Source organism: Oryzicola mucosus, assembly GCF_014534685.1.
Lineage (GTDB): Bacteria > Pseudomonadota > Alphaproteobacteria > Rhizobiales > Rhizobiaceae > Oryzicola > Oryzicola mucosus.
In genome coordinates this window covers 563003-581871 of sequence record NZ_JACVVX010000002.1, presented here as the reverse complement: position 1 = coordinate 581871, position 18869 = coordinate 563003, and the positions used below count along the sequence as shown (strand labels likewise).

Annotated in this window: 20 protein-coding genes, 1 pseudogene and 1 riboswitch; of the genes and pseudogenes, 4 read left to right on the top strand and 17 right to left on the bottom strand. The window is 61.8% G+C overall.

Annotation, left to right across the window (positions count from 1 at the left end; translation table 11 throughout):
• Nucleotides 1-18 precede the first annotated feature (18 nt).
• From ICI42_RS09220 to ICI42_RS09140, 17 genes and pseudogenes are all read right to left on the bottom strand, one after another.
• Complete coding sequence (locus tag ICI42_RS09220) at nt 19-1524, bottom strand: NADH-quinone oxidoreductase subunit M (protein ID WP_188164248.1); 1506 nt, start codon at nt 1522-1524, stop codon at nt 19-21.
• On the bottom strand, nt 1524-3509 hold the full coding sequence (gene nuoL / locus ICI42_RS09215) for an NADH-quinone oxidoreductase subunit L (RefSeq protein ID WP_188164247.1): 1986 nt from the start codon (nt 3507-3509) through the stop codon (nt 1524-1526). The genes ICI42_RS09220 and nuoL overlap by 1 nt, the downstream gene beginning before the upstream one ends.
• 10 nt (nt 3510-3519) lie before the next feature.
• Nucleotides 3520-3828, bottom strand: a complete 309-nt coding sequence (gene nuoK, locus ICI42_RS09210; protein WP_188164246.1) for an NADH-quinone oxidoreductase subunit NuoK — start codon at nt 3826-3828, stop codon at nt 3520-3522.
• 1 nt (nt 3829) lies between these two features.
• Nucleotides 3830-4450: an NADH-quinone oxidoreductase subunit J gene (locus ICI42_RS09205; RefSeq protein ID WP_188164245.1), complete on the bottom strand. Its 621-nt coding sequence runs from the start codon at nt 4448-4450 to the stop codon at nt 3830-3832.
• A 191-nt stretch (nt 4451-4641) separates the two neighbouring features.
• Nucleotides 4642-5133: an NADH-quinone oxidoreductase subunit NuoI gene (gene nuoI / locus ICI42_RS09200; protein WP_188164244.1), complete on the bottom strand. Its 492-nt coding sequence runs from the start codon at nt 5131-5133 to the stop codon at nt 4642-4644.
• Between the two features lie 2 nt (nt 5134-5135).
• The gene (locus ICI42_RS09195) at nt 5136-5330 is read right to left on the bottom strand and encodes a hypothetical protein (RefSeq protein WP_230980232.1); all 195 of its coding nucleotides are present in this window, start codon (nt 5328-5330) and stop codon (nt 5136-5138) included.
• Complete coding sequence (nuoH, locus tag ICI42_RS09190) at nt 5327-6373, bottom strand: NADH-quinone oxidoreductase subunit NuoH (protein WP_188164243.1); 1047 nt, start codon at nt 6371-6373, stop codon at nt 5327-5329. Before nuoH ends, ICI42_RS09195 begins: the two co-directional genes overlap by 4 nt.
• 8 nt (nt 6374-6381) lie before the next feature.
• Entirely contained in the window at nt 6382-8454 is a 2073-nt protein-coding gene (gene nuoG / locus ICI42_RS09185) for an NADH-quinone oxidoreductase subunit NuoG (protein ID WP_188164242.1), read from the bottom strand.
• The gene (locus ICI42_RS09180) at nt 8454-8765 is read right to left on the bottom strand and encodes a pentapeptide repeat-containing protein (protein ID WP_188164241.1); all 312 of its coding nucleotides are present in this window, start codon (nt 8763-8765) and stop codon (nt 8454-8456) included. Before ICI42_RS09180 ends, nuoG begins: the two co-directional genes overlap by 1 nt.
• A 19-nt stretch (nt 8766-8784) precedes the next feature.
• Entirely contained in the window at nt 8785-9414 is a 630-nt protein-coding gene (locus ICI42_RS09175; RefSeq protein ID WP_188164240.1) for an NADH-ubiquinone dehydrogenase, read from the bottom strand.
• 9 nt (nt 9415-9423) lie between these two features.
• Complete coding sequence (gene nuoF / locus ICI42_RS09170; protein ID WP_188164239.1) at nt 9424-10731, bottom strand: NADH-quinone oxidoreductase subunit NuoF; 1308 nt, start codon at nt 10729-10731, stop codon at nt 9424-9426.
• Between the two features lie 20 nt (nt 10732-10751).
• Nucleotides 10752-11675 (bottom strand): annotated as a pseudogene (gene nuoE, locus ICI42_RS09165) (NADH-quinone oxidoreductase subunit NuoE); the annotation flags it as partial.
• 395 nt (nt 11676-12070) lie between these two features.
• Nucleotides 12071-13261 (bottom strand): NADH-quinone oxidoreductase subunit D, encoded by a 1191-nt coding sequence (locus tag ICI42_RS09160; protein WP_188164237.1) that lies wholly within the window; start codon nt 13259-13261, stop codon nt 12071-12073.
• A gap of 69 nt (nt 13262-13330) precedes the next feature.
• A complete protein-coding gene (locus tag ICI42_RS09155) occupies nt 13331-13696 on the bottom strand; it encodes a four helix bundle protein (RefSeq protein ID WP_188164478.1) in 366 nt (121 codons plus the stop codon).
• Nucleotides 13697-13749: 53 nt separating this feature from the next.
• Nucleotides 13750-14352, bottom strand: coding sequence for an NADH-quinone oxidoreductase subunit C (locus tag ICI42_RS09150; RefSeq protein WP_188164236.1), 603 nt, complete (start codon nt 14350-14352; stop codon nt 13750-13752).
• Nucleotides 14353-14371: 19 nt separating this feature from the next.
• Entirely contained in the window at nt 14372-14953 is a 582-nt protein-coding gene (locus tag ICI42_RS09145; protein ID WP_188164235.1) for a NuoB/complex I 20 kDa subunit family protein, read from the bottom strand.
• Complete coding sequence (locus ICI42_RS09140; RefSeq protein ID WP_188164234.1) at nt 14944-15309, bottom strand: NADH-quinone oxidoreductase subunit A; 366 nt, start codon at nt 15307-15309, stop codon at nt 14944-14946. Before ICI42_RS09140 ends, ICI42_RS09145 begins: the two co-directional genes overlap by 10 nt.
• 332 nt (nt 15310-15641) lie before the next feature.
• On the opposite strand from ICI42_RS09140, the gene ICI42_RS09135 reads away from it, so the two are divergent.
• The 4 genes from ICI42_RS09135 (at nt 15642) to cobW (ending at nt 18869) form a co-directional block, all read left to right on the top strand.
• Nucleotides 15642-16850, top strand: a complete 1209-nt coding sequence (locus ICI42_RS09135; RefSeq protein ID WP_188164233.1) for a winged helix-turn-helix domain-containing protein — start codon at nt 15642-15644, stop codon at nt 16848-16850.
• A gap of 51 nt (nt 16851-16901) precedes the next feature.
• Nucleotides 16902-17132, top strand: coding sequence for a tautomerase family protein (locus ICI42_RS09130; protein WP_188164232.1), 231 nt, complete (start codon nt 16902-16904; stop codon nt 17130-17132).
• A gap of 46 nt (nt 17133-17178) precedes the next feature.
• Nucleotides 17179-17379, top strand: a riboswitch (cobalamin riboswitch).
• Between the two features lie 36 nt (nt 17380-17415).
• A complete protein-coding gene (locus tag ICI42_RS09125; RefSeq protein ID WP_330999135.1) occupies nt 17416-17835 on the top strand; it encodes a DUF1636 family protein in 420 nt (139 codons plus the stop codon).
• Complete coding sequence (gene cobW / locus ICI42_RS09120) at nt 17832-18869, top strand: cobalamin biosynthesis protein CobW (RefSeq protein WP_188164231.1); 1038 nt, start codon at nt 17832-17834, stop codon at nt 18867-18869. Before ICI42_RS09125 ends, cobW begins: the two co-directional genes overlap by 4 nt.

Genomic DNA, 18869 nt, shown 5'->3' with positions numbered 1-18869 from the left:
GGTCTCGCGAAACCCCTGTCAATTCGCCGGCGCGGCCTGAGCCGCGTCGATCGATACGGTTACTTGATTGACGAGCGCCTTCACCGACTCGGCGGTAGCGTTGAACACCGGCATCGGGTAGACGCCGAAGAAGATCGTCAGGACCACCAGCGGATAGATGATGGCCTTCTCTCGGTTGGAAAGATCCAGCAGGCTCTTCAGGCTCTCCTTGGTCAGCGCGCCGAACATGACGCGGCGGTAGAGCCACAGCGCATAGCCCGCCGACAGGATCACGCCGGTTGCCGCAAACAGCGCCACCCAGGTGTTGACCTGGAACACGCCGAACAGCGTCAGGAACTCGCCGACGAAGCCCGAGGTGCCGGGAAGGCCGACATTGGCCATGGTGAAGATCAGGAACACGACGGCATATTTCGGCATGTTGTTGACGAGGCCGCCATAGGCCGCGATCTCTCGCGTGTGCATACGGTCGTAGACGACGCCGACGCAGAGGAACAGCGCGCCCGACACAATGCCGTGACTGAGCATCTGGAACAGCGCGCCCTGGATGCCGGCCTGGTTCATGGCGAAGATGCCCATGGTGACGTAGCCCATATGGGCGACAGACGAATAGGCGATCAGCTTCTTCATGTCTTCCTGCATCAGCGCCACAAGCGAGGTGTAGATGATGCCGATCACCGACAAGGTGAACACGAAGGGCGCGAACATCTCGGACGCCAGCGGGAACATCGGCAGCGAGAAGCGCAGAAAGCCATAGCCGCCCATCTTCAACAGAATGCCTGCCAGGATGACCGAACCGGCCGTGGGCGCCTCGACGTGCGCATCGGGCAACCAGGTGTGGACCGGCCACATCGGCATCTTCACCGCAAACGACGCGAAGAAGGCAAGCCAGAGCCAGGTCTGCATGCCGGCCGGGAAGTCATGCGCCAGCAGCGTCGGGATGTCCGTGGTGCCGGCCTGATAATACATCGCCATGATGGCGAGCATCATCAGCACCGAGCCGAGCAGCGTGTAGAGGAAGAACTTGAAGCTGGCATAGACGCGGCGCTTGCCGCCCCACACGCCGATGATGATGAACATCGGGATCAGGCCGGCTTCGAAGAAGACGTAGAACAACACGATATCCAGCGCGCAGAACACGCCGATCATCAGCGTTTCCAGGATCAGGAACGCGATCATATATTCCTTGACGCGGTGCTGGATCGCCTCCCAGGACGCCAGGATGCAGAGCGGCATCAGGAAGGTGGTCAGAATGACGAACAGCATTGAAATGCCGTCGACACCCATGTGGTAGGAGATGCTCGCATCGATCCAGCCGACCTTCTCGACGAACTGGAAGCCAGCGTTCGAGCTGTCGAAATAGATCCAGATCAGCAGCGACACCGCGAAAGTGAACGTCGTCGTCAGCAGGGCAACGTTGCGGATGTTGCGGCGCGCCGCCTCCCCCTCGTCCCGGATCAGCAGGATGAGGAAGGCGCCGACGAGCGGCAGGAAGGTGATCAGCGATAGAATGGGAACGCCGGACATCAGAAGGAGCTCCCGAACATCATCCAGGTGACCAGCGCGACGACGCCGATCAGCATTGCGAATGCGTAATGGTAGAGATAGCCGGTCTGCAGCTTGACGACGCGGTTGGTGACGTCGACCACGCGGGCCGAGATACCGTCGGGACCGAGGCGGTCGATGACCCAGCCGTCGCCACGCTTCCACAGGAAGGTACCGATCCGCTTGGCCGGCTGCACGAACAGGAAGTCGTACAATTCGTCGAAGTACCACTTGTTGAGCAGGAAGGCGTAGAGGCCGCGGTGCTGTTCGGCCAGGCGCTTCGGTGCTTCAGGCGACTTGATGTAGAAGAGATAGGCAACGGCAAAGCCGGCGATCATCGCAACGAACGGCGACAGCTTCACCCACATCGGCACTTCGTGGAAGTCGTGCAGGATATGGTTGCTCTCGGCGGTGAAGATCGCGCCCTTCCAGAACTCTTCATAGTGGTGGCCGATGAAATACTCGTGGAACACCACGCCCGCGAAGAGCGCGCCGACTGCGAGGATGAACAGCGGCACCAGCATCACCGGCGGCGATTCATGCACATGATGCATGACATCAGCGGTGGCGCGCGGCTTGCCATGGAAGGTCATGAAAATCAGGCGCCAGGAATAGAAGCTGGTGAAGCAGGCCGCGACGACCAGCATGACGAAGGCAAAGCCCGCGACCGCGTTGTGGCCGACGAACGCGCCTTCGATGATGGCGTCCTTGGAGAAGAAGCCGGCCGTGCCGATGATCGTCGCCGGGATGCCGACGCCGGTCAGCGCCAGCGTGCCGATGATCATCATCCAGTAGGTAGTCGGGATCAGCTTGCGCAGCCCGCCCATCTTGCGCATGTCCTGCTCGTCCGACACCGCATGGATCACCGAGCCGGAGCCCAGGAACAGCAGCGCCTTGAAGAAGGCATGCGTGAACAGGTGGAAGATGGCGGCAGAATAGAAGCCCATGCCGAGCGCCACGAACATGTAGCCGAGCTGCGAGCAGGTCGAATAGGCGATGACGCGCTTGATGTCGTTCTGCACCAGGCCGACCGTCGCCGCGAAGAAGGCGGTGAAGGCGCCGATGAAGGTGACGAAGGTGAGCGCGGAATGCGACAGCTCGAACAGCGGCGACAGGCGGGCCAGCATGAACACGCCGGCGGTGACCATGGTGGCGGCATGGATGAGTGCCGACACAGGCGTCGGGCCTTCCATGGCGTCCGGCAGCCAGGTGTGGAGCGGCACCTGCGCCGACTTGCCCATGGCGCCCATGAACAGGAACAGACAGACCACGGTGATCGCGGCATGTTTGTCGAGGTGATAGCCGAGGAAGTTCATCACCGTCTCGGCATGTTCGGCGCCTTCGGCCGGCAGATAGGTGGCGGCGTTGGCGAAGATGGTTGAGAACTGCACAGAGCCGAACAGCACGAACACGCCGAACAGACCGAGCAGGAAGCCAAAATCGCCGACGCGGTTGACGATGAACGCCTTCATGGCCGCGGCACCGGCGGACGGCTTCTTATACCAGAAACCGATCAGCAGATAGGACGCAAGACCGACGCCTTCCCAGCCGAAGAACATCTGGACCAGATTGTCGGACGTCACCAGCATCAGCATGGCGAAAGTGAACAGGCTGAGATAGGCGAAGAAACGCGGCCGATGCGGATCGTGATGCATGTAGCCGATCGAGTAGATATGGACCAACGCCGAGACCGTGTTGACAACGATCAGCATGACGGCGGTCAGCGTGTCGATGCGCAGCGCCCAGTCGGCCTGCAGCGAGCCGGAATCGATGAAGCGCAGCACCGGAACCGTGAAGGCTTCCGTGTGACCCAGAGCGACGGTGAAGAACGCCACCCATGACAGGGCAGCGACCACGACCATCAGGCCGGAGGTGATGTACTCGGAGGCCTTGGCGCCGAGCGACGTGCCGAACAGCCCGACGATCAGGAAGCCGGCCAGCGGCAGGAAGACGATTGCCTGATACATAGTGTCCCCGTCAGCCCTTCATCATATTCACGTCTTCGACCGCGATGGAGCCGCGGTTGCGGAAGAACACGACCAGAATGGCGAGGCCAATCGCTGCTTCCGCCGCTGCCACCGTCAGCACGAACAACGCGAAGACCTGGCCCACCAGATCGCCGAGCGCGGCCGAGAAGGCCACGAAATTGAGATTGACCGCCAGAAGGATCAGTTCGACCGACATCAGGATGACGATGACGTTCTTGCGGTTGAGGAAGATGCCGAACACGCCGATCGTGAACAGGATGGCCGATACGGTCAGATAATGTGCGATGCCGACTGTCATGTCAGATTCCCTTACCCGTCTCGACCTTCTTGACCTCGATCGCCGTTTCAGGCGTGCGGCCAACTTGTGTGGCGATGTTCTGCCGCTTGACGCCCGGCTTGTGGCGCAGGGTCAGGACGATGGCGCCGATCATCGCCACGAGAAGCACCAGACCTGCGATCTGGAAGAAATGCGCGTAGTCGGTGTAGAGAATGTCGCCCAAGGCCGCCGTGTTGGTGCGCGTGGCGATATCCGGCGTCGGCTGTGAAATGGTCGATGCGAGGTCGGGCGCGAAGGCGAAGCCGCCGGCAACCACGATCAGTTCGGCCGCCAGGATGATGCCAACCAGCGCGCCGATGGGCGCATATTGCAGCGCGCCGCTCTTCAGTTCAGCGAAATCGACGTCCAGCATCATCACCACGAACAGGAACAGCACCGCCACCGCGCCGACATAGACGACGAGCAGGATCAGCGCGACGAACTCGGCGCCGGTCAGCAGGAAGAGGCCCGCGGCGTTGAAGAACGTCAGGATCAGGTACAGAACCGAATGAACCGGGTTGCGGGCGGAGATGACCATGAAGGCCGACGCCACCGCGATGAAGGCGAAGAGGTAGAAAAATACCGCTTCCAGTCCGTTTAGCATGGGTTCCCCCGGGTTTCCTTTCAGGACACGGCCCTAAGCGCCCTGCCCGTCACTGCTTGCCCGCCGCCGCCTCCGGCTTCGAGCCCGCCTGTTCCTAACGCATCTTGCGCCCCGGTCAAAAACCTCCGGCGCGCCATGCGCGATTGCGTCATTTCAAGACGACGGCCGCGAGCGCCCGCCGTTACGTCCCCTTAGCGATACGGCGCATCCAATTCCATGTTGCGCGCGATTTCGCGTTCCCAGCGGTCGCCATTGGCGAGCAGCTTGTCCTTGTCGTAGTAGAGCTCTTCGCGGGTCTCGGTCGCGAACTCGAAGTTCGGTCCTTCCACGATGGCGTCCACCGGGCAGGCTTCCTGGCAGAAGCCGCAATAGATGCACTTCACCATGTCGATGTCGTAGCGAACGGTACGGCGCGTGCCGTCATTGCGTCGCGGGCCGGCCTCGATGGTGATGGCCTGCGCCGGGCAGATCGCCTCGCACAGCTTGCAGGCGATGCAGCGTTCCTCGCCGTTGGGATAGCGGCGCAGTGCATGCTCGCCACGGAAGCGCGGGCTCTGCGGCCCCTTCTCATAGGGATAGTTGATCGTTTCCTTCGGCGCGAAGAACTGGCGCATCGACAGGAAGAACGCTCCAACGAATTCCTTAAGCAGCAGCGACTTGGCGGCCTGGGCTAGCGCTGACATGGTCACTCTCCAGCAAACAGAGGGGCGACGAACCACCCCACGATGGGAAGCAGCACGAACTGACTGATTCCCGTTATCTTCAAAACCCGCTTCGTCTCGGGCAGATCGACGCGGCTTGCAAGCAGGCGCAGCAGGGCGAAGTCCACCACCGCGATGACAAGCCCGATCGAAGCGCCGATGAGACGTGCGGTCATCATGCCAGACCCGTGATCTTCAGGAAGGCGGCGGTCGCCACAACCATGAACAGCGAGATCGGCAGGAATACCTTCCAGCCCAGACGCATGAGCTGGTCGTAGCGGTAGCGCGGCACGAAGGATTTGACGATCGAGAACATGAAGAAGCCGAGGCACACCTTCAACACGAACCAGACGATGCCGGGAACCCAGGTGAACGGCGCGAAGTCGAACGGGGGCAGCCAGCCACCCATGAAGAGCAGCGCCATGAGCGCACACATCAGAACGATCGCAACATATTCGCCGAGGAAGAACAGCAGGAACGGCGTCGACGAATATTCGATCATGTGGCCGGCGACCAGCTCCGACTCGGCTTCCACCAGATCGAAGGGCGGACGGTTCGTCTCGGCCAGCGCCGAGATGAAGAAGATGACGAACATCGGGAACAGCGCCAGCCAGTGCCAGTCGAGGAACGAGTTGGGCAGGCCCATCATGGTGCCGAGACCGTCGCGCTGCGACAAGACGATGTCGGTCAGGTTGAGCGAGCCGACGCAAAGCAGGACGGTGACGATGACGAAGCCGATGGAGACTTCGTAAGACACCATCTGCGCGGCCGAACGCAGCGCGCCGAGGAACGGATATTTCGAGTTCGACGCCCAGCCGCCCATGATGACGCCATAGACCTCGAGCGAGGAGATGGCGAAGACATAGAGGATGCCGACATTGATGTTGGCAATGGCCCAGCCCTCGTTGACCGGGATGACAGCCCATGTGGCGATGGCCAGAACAGCCGAAACCAGAGGCGCAAGCAGGAACACGCCCTTGTTGGCGCCGGATGGGATGACCGGTTCCTTGAAGACGAACTTCAGAAGATCGGCGAAGGACTGCAGCAGGCCGAAGGGGCCGACGACGTTCGGTCCGCGACGCAGTTGCACGGCGGCCCACACCTTGCGATCCGCGTAGAGCAGGAACGCGATGAAGACCAAGAGCACGACGATCAGCACGACCGACTTGAGCAGCACGATCAGCGCGGGCAGCACGTAGAATGAGAAGAAACTGTCGTCCATTGCCGCCCTTACTCCGCCGCCTGCTTGAAGCCGCCCTTGGCGAGTGCGGAACACTCGGCCATGACCGCGGATGCTCGCGCGATCGGATTGGTCAGGTAGAAGTCCTTCACCGTCGAGACGAAGGCGCCCTTGTTGAGAGTGCCGCCAAGCTGGGCGACGTTTTCGAGATCGCCCGCGACGCCTGCCTCGATCTCGTCGATGCGGGCGAAGTGCGGATGGTCGGCATAGAGCTTGCCGCGCAACTGCGCAAGCGAATCGAAGGGCAGCTTGTGGCCCAGCACGTCTGAAAGAGCGCGCAGGATCGCCCAGTCCTCACGCGCATCGCCAGGCGCGAAGCCGGCGCGGGCGGTCTGCTGGACGCGGCCCTCGGTATTGACATAGGTGCCGGACTTTTCGGTGTAGGCCGCGGCGGGCAGGATGACGTCGGCGCGATGCGCGCCGGCATCGCCATGCGTTCCGATATAGACAACGAAGGCGTTGGAAGCGGAAAGCTCCAGCTCGTCGGCGCCGAGCAGAAACAGCACATCGCTGTCGGCAACCATGCCGGCGACGTCCTTGCCGCCCTCTCCCGGCACAAAGCCGAGATCGAGACCGCCGACGCGGGCAGCAGCCGTGTGCAGCACCGCAAAACCGTTCCACGCATCGGACACCGCACCGACCGCCTGCGCCAGCTTGGCGGCCAGACCGAGCACGCCGGCACCGCCGACGAGAGCCCCCTGCCCGACGATGATCAGCGGGTTCTTGGCGTTGTTCAGCGTTTCGAAGAACGAGCCGTTGCCGGCCGCCAGTTCGCTCAGCGTATCCGCGCCCGCGCCAAGCTGTTCGTAGCCGTAGCGCAGATCGCCGATATTGCCGATCACGCCGACCGGCAGGTTACCCTGCCGCCAGCGCTTGCGAATGCGGGCATTGAGCACCGAAGCCTCAAAACGCGGGTTGGAGCCGATGATCAGCACCGCGTCGGCATGCTCGATGCCTTCAATGGTCGGGTTGAAGATATAGCTGGAGCGGCCGAACGACGGATGCAGCGCCGTGCCGTCCTGGCGGCAATCGATGTTCTTCGAACCGAGCGAGCCCAGCAACAGCTTGAGCGCATACATCTCTTCCACGGCGGCGAGATCGCCGGCAATCGCGCCGATCCTGTCTGCGGATGCGGCGGCGACCTTGTCCTTGATCGCGGCGAAGGCTTCCGCCCAGCTTGCCGGGCGCAGCTTGCCGTCACGGCGCACATAGGGCCTGTCGAGGCGCTGCGTGCGCAGACCGTCCCAGATGAAGCGGGTCTTGTCGGAAATCCACTCCTCGTTCACCTGCTCGTTGACGCGCGGCATGACGCGCATCACTTCGCGGCCACGGCTGTCGACGCGAATCGCCGAACCGACCGCATCCATCACGTCGATGGATTCTGTCTTGGTCAGTTCCCACGGACGCGCCTGGAAGGCGTAGGGCTTGGAGGTCAGCGCGCCGACCGGGCAGAGATCGATGACATTGCCCTGCAGTTCCGACGTCATCGCCTGTTCGAGATAGGTGGTGATCTCCGCGTCTTCGCCACGACCGATCAGGCCGAGTTCGGAGATGCCGGCAACCTCGGTGGTGAAGCGAACGCACCGCGTGCAATGGATGCAGCGGTTCATGATCGTCTTGACCAGCGGGCCGACATATTTGTCTTCGACCGCGCGCTTGTTTTCCTTGTAGCGCGAACCGTCCATGCCGAAGGCCATGGCCTGGTCCTGGAGGTCGCATTCGCCGCCCTGATCGCAGATCGGGCAGTCGAGCGGATGGTTGATCAGAAGAAATTCCATCACGCCTTCGCGGGCCTTCTTGACCATCGGCGTGTTTGTGAAGATTTCCGGCGCCTCGCCATTCGGGCCAGGACGCAGGTCGCGTACGCCCATCGCGCAGGATGCTGCCGGCTTGGGCGGTCCGCCCTTCACCTCGACAAGGCACATGCGGCAATTGCCGGCGATCGACAGCCTCTCATGGAAGCAGAAACGCGGCACTTCCGCACCCGCTTCCTCCGCTGCCTGAAGCAGCGTGAAGTGGTCGGGTACCTCGATCTCTTTCCCGTCGACCTTTAGCTTTGCCATCACTCGCCCCCGGAGCGGCTTGCCGCTTCGTATGCCTGCATCAGGTCCTGGACGCTGATGCCGTTGATCATCATGCCCGCTGTCTGGGCATTCACTATCTTGACGTTGCTCATATTGACGTTTGAGAACAACACATTGGAAAGATTTACGTTTTCCACTTTCGAATTGCTGAGGTTTGCGGCCTCGACGTGAGAAGCGGAGAGATTGACGTTGTTGAAACGCGTATTTGAAAGGTTCACGTCGTCGAACACGGAGTTTGCAACGACCGCGTTGCGAACATCGAGCACGTCGCGCGCATTGTGAAGTTCCATCGCAGCCTCCTTTCCCGTCTCAGTTTCCGGTTGCCAGCTTCGACGCCTGACCGGTCCAATCGTCCCGGCCGATGCGTCCGCCGAACGACAGATGCTCGTCCACCCAGCCGATTTCTTCCTCGGACCACGCGGCGATCTGAGCGTAGGTCCATATTCCCAAGCCGTTCAAAACCTGCTCCAGCTTCGGACCTATGCCCGAAATCGCTTTCAAATCGTCCGGCGCTTCGGGCTTTTCCAGAGCCTGAGGCTGGACGAAAGCCGCCACCGGTTCCGCCACAACAACGTCCGCGGCGGAGCCAGCGACTTTCGGCCGCCGGGCCGCGACGCGTTCGGCAACGGCGCGGCTGTCGTCCATCATGGTCTTGACGGTAGCGCGCGCCTTGGACTGCGCGGAGGCTGTGTCCTTGGCCGGCTTTGCGGGCTCTTCCGAAGCAGGCTTCGCCAGTCCGGCAGGCTGCAGGTTGGATAGCCGGCGCGTCATTTCGGACGCTCCTTCGAGCATGCCGATCCAGACGCCCATGGCCTGTCCGGCCATGCCGAAGCCCAGCGCTGTCATCGCAGCCGCACCCGCGAAAGGATGCGCCATCAGGTTCGCAGCGCCTGCGACCTCTTCCTTCAGCGTCATTCCGATACGGGTCTTGCCGGTCATGTGTCTGCCCTACTCCGCCGCGACCATGATCGGCTCGGCGCGATGCGCGTTGCGCGAGAATTCGTCGATGCGGCGCTCGATTTCCGGACGGAAGTTGCGGATCAGGCCCTGGATAGGCCATGCGGCCGCGTCGCCCAGGGCGCAGATGGTATGGCCTTCGATCTGCTTGGTCACGTCGAGCAGCATGTCGATCTCGCGCTTCTGCGCCTCGCCACGCACCAGACGCTCCATCACGCGCCACATCCAGCCGGTGCCTTCGCGGCATGGCGTGCACTGGCCGCAGCTCTCATGCTTAAAGAAGTAGCTGAGCCGCGCGATCGCCTTCACGATGTCGGTCGACTTGTCCATGACGATCACGGCGGCCGTGCCGAAGGACGATTTGCGCTCGCGCAGGCCGTCGAAATCCATCGGGCAGTCGATGATGTCCTCGGCCTTCACGACCGGGCAGGATGCCCCGCCGGGAATGACGGCCAGAAGATTGTCCCAGCCGCCGCGAATGCCGCCACCATGCTTCTCCACCAGTTCGCGGAAGGTGATGCCCATCGATTCCTCGACGGTGCAGGGCGTGTTCACATGGCCGACCAGCATGAACAGCTTGGTGCCGACATTGTTGGGGCGGCCGATGGAGGAGAACCACGCCGCACCGCGACGCAGGATGGTCGGCGCAACGGCGATGGATTCAACGTTGTTGACCGTCGTCGGGCAACCATAGAGGCCCATATTGGCCGGGAATGGCGGCTTCAGGCGCGGCTGGCCCTTCTTGCCTTCCAGGCTTTCCAGCAGCGCGGTTTCCTCGCCGCAGATATAGGCGCCGGCGCCGTGATGGACATAGATGTCGAAATCGTAGCCGTTCTTGTTGTTCTTGCCGATGAGGCCCGCGTCATAAGCCTCGTCGATGGCCTTCTGCAGCGCCTCGCGTTCGCGGATGAATTCGCCGCGCACATAGATATAGGCGGCAATCGCGCCCATGGCGAAGCCGGCGACGAGGCAGCCCTCGACCAGCGTATGCGGGTCGTTGCGCAGGATTTCACGATCCTTGCAGGTGCCTGGCTCGGATTCGTCGGCATTGACGACGAGATAGGACGGACGGCCATCTGCGCCCGGCTTGGGCATGAACGACCATTTCAGGCCGGTCGGGAAACCAGCGCCGCCGCGCCCGCGCAGGCCGGACGCCTTCATCTCGTTGATGATCCAGTCGCGGCCCTTTTCGATCAGCCCGGCTGTGTTGTCCCACAGGCCACGCCGCTGCGCGCCCGCCAGCGACTTGTCGAAGCGGCCGTAAATGTTGGTGAAGATGCGGTCTTTGTCTTCAAGCATGCTGTTGCTCCTCAGACCGGCTTCTTGCCAGGTTTACGCGACGGCTTGGCTTCGGCGTCGGATGTATCGGGCGACTTGCGCTGACGCGCCTCGCCTTCGACCGCAGCCGACGTCTTGTTGGCTTCGTGCTTGGATTCTTTCGGCGCGTCCACGCTGGCAGCCGTCTCGGCGGCGGGAACCGCCTTGGCTTCGGATGGCGACTTGATCGCCGGATTGGTTTCGGCGGCATCCGTCTTCGGCCTGCCGGCATTCGATGGCGCAACCTCGGGTTCGGCAGAACCCGCACCGGCGGCTGCCTTGGCCTGCCGGTCGCGCGTCTCCTTGAGAACGTTGGTTTCGTCGCTCAGGGATGTGAAGCCGGAGATGGGAGCGGCAAAGAAGCGGCCGTTCTGCGGACCCGGCGTGACCTGATCGCCCTTTCCGGCCTCGAACAGATCGATGATCTCGGCCAGGCGTTCCGGCGTCAGATCCTCATAGGTGTCCTTGAACACCATGACCATCGGCGCATTCACGCAGGCGCCGAGGCACTCGACCTCTTCCCACGACAGCGTACCGTCGGCATTGGTGTGGAACTGATCGTGATGGATCTTGCTGCGGCAGACATCCATCAGCGCTTCCGAGCCGCGCAACTGGCACGGCGTGGTGCCGCAGACCTGGACGTGGGCGCGCGTGCCGACCGGCTTGAGCTGGAACTGGGTGTAGAAGGTCGCGACTTCGAGCACGCGGATATAGGGCATGTCGAGCATATCGGCGACGTGCTCGATGGCCGACTTGGTGACCCAGCCGTCCTGTTCCTGCGCGCGCATCAACAGCGGGATGACAGCCGATTGCTGGCGTCCCTCTGGATATTTCCGGATGGTATGCTGCGCCCAGGCGACATTCTCTTCGCTGAACGCGAAGGAGGCTGGCTGGACACTGGCTTCTGCTAGGCGGCGGACACTCATGATTCTCGCTTCGCTTGTCTTTTAGTTTTGGAGGCGGTCAGCGCGGTAACACCGCTCTGGTCGATCCAGAATACATACAACTTCTACATCACCGTGAACGAGACGAACGAACCCCTCGTACCGATCCGATGTCCAGTGGACACCGCAGCCTTCCATCGCCGGAAAACTCGGCACCGATGCTACTATATCGGTGGGGAGACAATACTCGCCCCTTACCTTCATACGATCGACCTTAAAAGAACTCTGAACGAGGACATCGCCCTCAGCCATGAGTTTGAACCCGGCTTTAAGCAACTCGGCCGACGTCAGATACTTCGACGCGTGCAATGCCTCCGCCGCAATCGCCTGCGTGGCACACATCGCCGTCAAAGCTGTCACCAGGCCCAGCTTCATAATTACCGATCCACCTCACCGAACACGATGTCGAGGGAGCCGAGCACGGCGGTCACGTCGGCCAGCATGTGGCCACGGCACAAGAAGTCCATGGCTTGAAGATGCGCGAAGCCAGGGGCCCGCAATTTGCAGCGATACGGCTTGTTGGTGCCGTCCGACACGATGTAGACGCCGAACTCGCCCTTGGGGGCTTCGACGGCGGCGTAAACTTCACCGGCGGGCACGTGGTAGCCCTCGGTGTAGAGCTTGAAGTGGTGGATCAGCGCTTCCATCGACCGCTTCATCGCGGCACGCTTGGGCGGCACGACCTTGCCGTCGACGCTGGCGACCGGGCCGATCTTGTCCTTGCCCAGAAGCAGCTCGACGCACTGGCGCATGATGTATGCGGACTGGCGCATCTCCTCCATACGGATCAGATAGCGGTCGTAGCAGTCGCCATTCTTGCCGATCGGAACGTCGAACTGCATCTCGGCATAGCAGTCGTAGGGCTGGCTCTTGCGCAGGTCCCAGGCGGCGCCCGAACCACGCACCATCACGCCCGAAAAGCCCCAGGCCCAGGCGTCTTCCAGCGATACGATGCCGATGTCGGCATTGCGCTGCTTGAAGATGCGGTTGGGGGTCAGAAGATTGTCGAGATCGTCGAGCGACTTCAGGAACGGGTCGACCCACTTGCCGATGTCCTCGACCAGCTGTTCCGGCAGGTCCTGGTGGACACCGCCCGGACGGAAATAGGCGGCATGCATGCGCGAGCCGGAGGCGCGCTCATAGAACACCATCAGCTTTTCGCGCTCGATGAAACCCCAAAGCGGAGGGGTCAGCGCGCCCACGTCCATGGCCTGCGTCGTCACATTCAGGATGTGAGACATGATGCGGCCGATTTCGGAATAAAGCACGCGGATGATTTGGCCGCGGCGCGGCACCTCGACGCCGAGCAGGCGCTCGACGCCCAGCGCGAAGGCGTGTTCCTGGTTCATCGGCGCGCAGTAGTCGAGGCGGTCGAGATAGGGAACGGCCTGCAGATAGGTCTTGGCCTCCATCAGCTTCTCGGTGCCGCGATGCAGCAGGCCGATATGCGGATCGACGCGGTCGACGACTTCGCCGTCAAGCTCCAGCACAAGGCGCAAAACGCCGTGCGCCGCAGGATGTTGCGGGCCGAAGTTGATGTTGAAGTTGCGGACGGAGGTTTCAGCCATGGAAGGTGCCTTCGGCATGGAGCGAATAGCGAATGGGGAATAGCGAATAGGGAAGAAGCAGCATGTTTATCATGGCGTTTTCTGTTGCAAGCTCCGGATCATCGCACGCAGCATCTTACCGATATCCTCTGCCTTCGAAAGCAAGGGAGACAATGCCGTGTCGCTTAACAGACCGACTTGTCCGGAAAGTAAGAGATGCGTTTCCAGCTCTTTGAGGGACCCTTGCGCGATGCGAAGAAACTGAATGAACGCGCCGGTGTTTTCCCGGCCATGACCTTCGGCGATATTGGCCGCTATCGAAGCGGCAGATCGCCTGATCTGCGATGTCATCCCGTAGACTTCGCTGTTTGGAAACGCCTTCGTTACCGAATAACAGGCCACAGCCAATTCCATGGCGGCCTTCCAAACCAGCAAATCCCTGTAGGAGTTGATGATAGCCGTTCTACAACCTCCTTTTTCCCAATTCGCTACTCACTATTCGCAATTCGCTATTGCTTCGCCTTCTCATCGCCCGGAAGGACATATTCCGTCCCCTCCCACGGCGAGAGGAAGTCGAAATTGCGGAATTCCTGCTTCAGCTCAACGGGCTCGTAGACGACCCGCTTGGCTTCGTCGTCGTAGCGGACTTCGACGAAACCGGTCAGCGGGAAGTCCTTGCGCAACGGGTGGCCTTCGAAACCGTAGTCGGTCAAAATCCGCCGCAGATCGGGATGGCCCGAAAACAGCACGCCATACATGTCGTAGGTCTCGCGCTCGAACCAGTCGGCACCGGGGAAAATACCGGTGATCGACGGAACCGGCGTATCCTCGTCGGTCACGACCTTGATCCGGATGCGCTGGTTCTGGCGCGGCGACAAGAGATGATATACCACGTCGAAACGGCGCTTGCGCTGCGGGTAGTCCGCGCCGCAGACATCAATGATCGAGATGAACTGGCACTGCGGATCCTTGCGCAGGAAGTTCACCACCTTGAGCAAATCGCCGCTCGCCACGGTGATCGACAGTTCACCGAAGGCGATGACGTTTTCCTCGAGGGCTACGCCGATCTTCTCGGCGATATAGGCCGACAGGTCGTTGAGAGCTTCGCTCATTCAGATCACCGCCCGCTCATTAACGTTCGATCGTGCCGGTGCGCCGGATCTTCTTCTGCAACAGAAGCAGACCGTACATCAGCGCCTCAGCGCTTGGCGGGCATCCCGGAACATAGATATCGACCGGCACGACGCGATCGCAGCCGCGCACCACCGAATAGGAATAGTGATAGTAACCGCCGCCATTGGCGCAGGAACCCATCGAGATGACGTAGCGCGGCTCCGGCATCTGGTCGTAGACCTTGCGCAGCGCAGGCGCCATCTTGTTGGTCAGCGTGCCGGCGACGATCATCACGTCGGACTGGCGCGGGGATGCGCGCGGCGCGATGCCGAAGCGCTCGCTGTCATAGCGCGGCATTGCCGAGTGGATCATCTCCACCGCGCAGCAAGCCAGACCGAAGGTCATATACATCAGCGAGCCGGTACGCGCCCAGGTGATCAGCGCTTCGGTCGAGGTGACGAGAAAACCCTTGTCGGACAATTCGCTGTTGATATCAGCGAAGAACGGATCGTCGGAGCCGATCGGCTTGCCCGTGTTGGGATCGATAAGACCCTTGGGGCGCGGCGCGACGAGCGTACCGGAGGCGTCGTTCAATCCCATTCCAGCGCTCCCTTTTTCCATTCGTAGATGAAGCCGATGGTCAACACGCCGAGGAACACCATCATGGACCAGAAGCCGAACATGCCGATTTCACGGAACGAGACTGCCCACGGGAACAGGAACGCCACTTCCAAGTCGAAGATGATGAACAGGATCGACACCAAATAAAACCGGATGTCGAACTTCATACGGGCATCGTCGAACGAGTTGAAGCCGCACTCATAGGCCGACAGCTTCTCCGGATCCGGGTTACGATAGGCGACGAGGAACGGCGCTATCAAAAGCGCCAGGACCACGACAAGCGCCACCCCGATGAAGATGATGATGGGCAGATACGAACTTAGAAGTGAACTCATGCTGCGATGTCCATTGGCGGCCAATCCACCAGAGGTTTACAGCACGGCACCGGTTTGCGGAAGCGCGACAGATTTACCGTCCGACCGGGGCGCGGCCATGCTGCAACGCGGCGACGGTTAGCGCAGCGCGTTCAGCGGCGCAAGTCAAACATTGGCTTAAAAACGGCGAACAGCATCTTGTGACCGCAAACGGCCACAATCCCCCTCCTCCAATTACCTTCTTCTTTTACTCATGTTTTCTCTCCTGACAAGTCCTGCTCTCCCAAATTGATAGGAGGACTTAGGAAGTGATTCTATTGTCTCGCCCTTTCGGGCTCTCTAGGTTCAGGCTCATGAAAGAAAAACTCTCGCTCGCCTCAGCGCGGCGCATCGCGCTCGCCGCTCAGGGTTTTGCCGATCCGCGTCCGACCGGAGCCATCGACCGCCGTCATCTCAATCGCGTGCTGGACCGGCTGGGCCTGCTGCAGATCGACTCGGTCAGCGCCGTCGTCAGGGCGCACTACATGCCGTTGTTCTCTCGGCTCGGCCCCTACCCGATGAGCCTGCTCGACAAGGCGGCCGCGCCGCGCAAGCGGCTGCTCTTCGAATATTGGGCGCATGAGGCGTCGTTCCTGCCGCTCGAGACATGGCCGCTGATGCGCTGGCGGATGGAACGCGCGGCAAACTACGAGGGCATTTATACCGGCCTCGGCACCTTCGCGCGCGAGCGTGCCGACTATGTGGAAGGCATCTATCGCCAGATCGTTGAGCGCGGACCTGTCGCTGCTTCGGAACTGGAGGGCGAAAAGGGTGCAGGCGGCTGGTGGGGCTGGAGCGAAGCCAAGAAAGCCGTGGAATGGCTGTTCTGGGCCGGCAAGATCACCGCCGCTTCCCGCCGCGGCTTCGAACGGCTCTACGACATTCCCGAACGCGTGCTGCCGTCTGCCGTCTACAATCATCCCGACATCGCACCGGAAGAGGCGCATCGCCAGCTTTTGCGCATTTCCGCCCGCGCTCATGGCGTGGCGACAGCCATGTGCCTGCGCGATTATTTCCGGCTGTCGCCGGCCGATATGAAAGGGCGGCTGGAGGAACTGGTCGAGGATGGCGAACTGATTCCGGTGACCGTGGAAGGCTGGAACCGCCCGGCCTATCTGCACAAATCCGCTGCTATGCCGCGCAAGATCAAGGCCCGGGCCCTGCTCGCCCCCTTCGACCCGCTGGTGTTCGAACGCTCCCGCACCGAAAGCCTGTTCAACTTCCGATACCGCATCGAGATTTATACGCCGGCCGAAAAGCGGCAATATGGCTACTACGTGCTGCCCTTCCTGCTCGGCGACAAGATCGTTGCTCGCGTCGATCTGCGCGCCGAGCGCGGCGCCGGCATCCTGCGCGTTCACGCAGCCTTCGCCGAGCCCCTCGCGCCGCCGGAAACCGCAGAGGCGCTGTATCAGGAACTGGACGTGATGCGCGGCTGGCTCGGGCTGGAGCGGCTGGTGATCGAGGAGAAAGGCGACCTTGGGCCGACGCTGAAAAGGTTCATCGGTTCAGCTTCTGGTTAAAGTCGCTATATTCGGCAGGCGAGAGACAAACCACAAGCCCAGTGAGGAAGCATGCCGCATATCAGCGTCAAGATGTACACCGGCCGTTCAGAGGAACAAAAACGGGCCATCACCGATGCGCTCACGGCTGCGATGATGGCGAGTTCCGGCTGCTCGGACGCTTCGCTTTCCATTGCGATAGAGGATGTGGACCCTGCCGACTGGGCGGAAACCGTCTACAAGCCTGAGATCGAGGCGCACAGCGCACATCTCTACAAGAAGCCGGGATACGGGCCGACCTGACCAACAGAATGGCCAAGGTGCCGCGTTGACTCGGCATGGGCCAACGGCCTAAATCGACTGCGACGGTCGCCTCTCCGCAACGAGAGGTGCTAAGAGGGAACGCGGTGCGGGCGAAAAGCCTCAATCCGCGGCTGTACCCGCAACTGTAAGCGACGAGCCCGCGCCGAATGCCACTGGATATGATCCGGGAAGGCGGCAAGGGCTGAGACCCGCGAGCCAGGAGACCTGCCGTCACAGATAGAAATCCGATCGTCCGGCGGGTGTCCGGAAGAGGAGCAATGAAGTGAAAACGGATGCAGAGTTCCCACCAAGGGACGAAGCTGCTTCGGCCGGGGCCGAAGTCACCGTGCTGGTCTGTTCGTCCTGCCGGGACGAAAACGGCTCCGACATGCGCCCCCGCGCAGGCGAAAAGCTGGCCGACGACACCCTTGCCGCGGCCCATGGCCTGCCCATCCATGTCCGCAGCGTGGAATGTCTGGGCAATTGCAAGCGCCGCCTCAGCGCGGCCATGCTGCGCGACGGCTGCTGGAGCTATGTCTTTGGCGATCTCAAGCCCGACAGCGCTGCCGATCTGATCACCGGCGCGCAGCTCTTCGCCAACGCGACCGATGGTCTGATCCCCTGGCGCGGCCGCCCCGATTCGCTCAAGCGCGGCCTCGTCGCGCGCATCCCGCCTCTTTCCATCACCAAGGATTTGACATGACCGCTTCCGCCTCGCGCGTTCCCTGCACCGTCATCACCGGCTTTCTCGGCTCCGGCAAGACGACGCTGATCCGCAACATTCTCGAAAACGCCGGCGGCAAGCGGCTCGCGATCATCGTCAACGAGTTCGGCGATGTCGGCATCGACGGCGAAATCCTGAAAGGCTGCGGCGTCGAGGCCTGCCCCGAGGAGAACATCGTCGAACTGGCGAATGGCTGCATCTGCTGCACCGTGGCCGACGATTTCGTGCCCGCGCTCGACCAGATCCTGTCGCGCACGCCCAAGGTCGATCACATCCTGATCGAGACCTCCGGCCTCGCTCTGCCCAAGCCTTTGGTGCAGGCCTTCCAGTGGCCGAGCGTGAAGAGCCGCGTCACCGTCGACGGCGTCATCGCGGTGGTCGACGGGCCTGCGCTGGCCGAGGGCCGCGTCGCCCACGACATGGACGCGCTGAAGGCGCAGCGCGCCGAAGACGTTACGCTCGACCACGAGGATCCGGTTGAAGAGGTGTTCGAAGACCAGGTCGCCTGCGCCGACCTCATCATCCTGTCCAAGAGCGACCTGCTCGACGCCGAAGCCACGGCCCGTGCCAACGCCATCATTGCAGAGCACATTTCACGCGCCGTCCGCATCGTTCCCTCCGCGCATGGCAAGGTCGATCCCAACGTGCTGCTCGGCCTCGATCTCGCCGTCGAAGACGACATCGAAAACCGCAAGACCCACCACGACGACGAAGTCGACCACGAGCACGACGATTTCGACAGTTTCGTCATCGACCTGCCTTCCGTTGCGAGCCCCGACGATCTCGCCGCCCGCGTGTCCCGCGCGGCGGAAGAAGAGAACGTGCTGCGGGTGAAGGGTTTCGTCGATATCGGCGGCAAGCCGATGCGGCTTCTGCTGCAGGCGGTCGGCCCGCGCGTCAACCACTACTATGACCGCGCCTGGACGACCGCCGACGACCGCCGCTCTCGGCTGGTGGTGATCGGGCTCAAAGGGCTCGATCGTCCGGCCATCGAGAAGATTTTGGTAGGATAA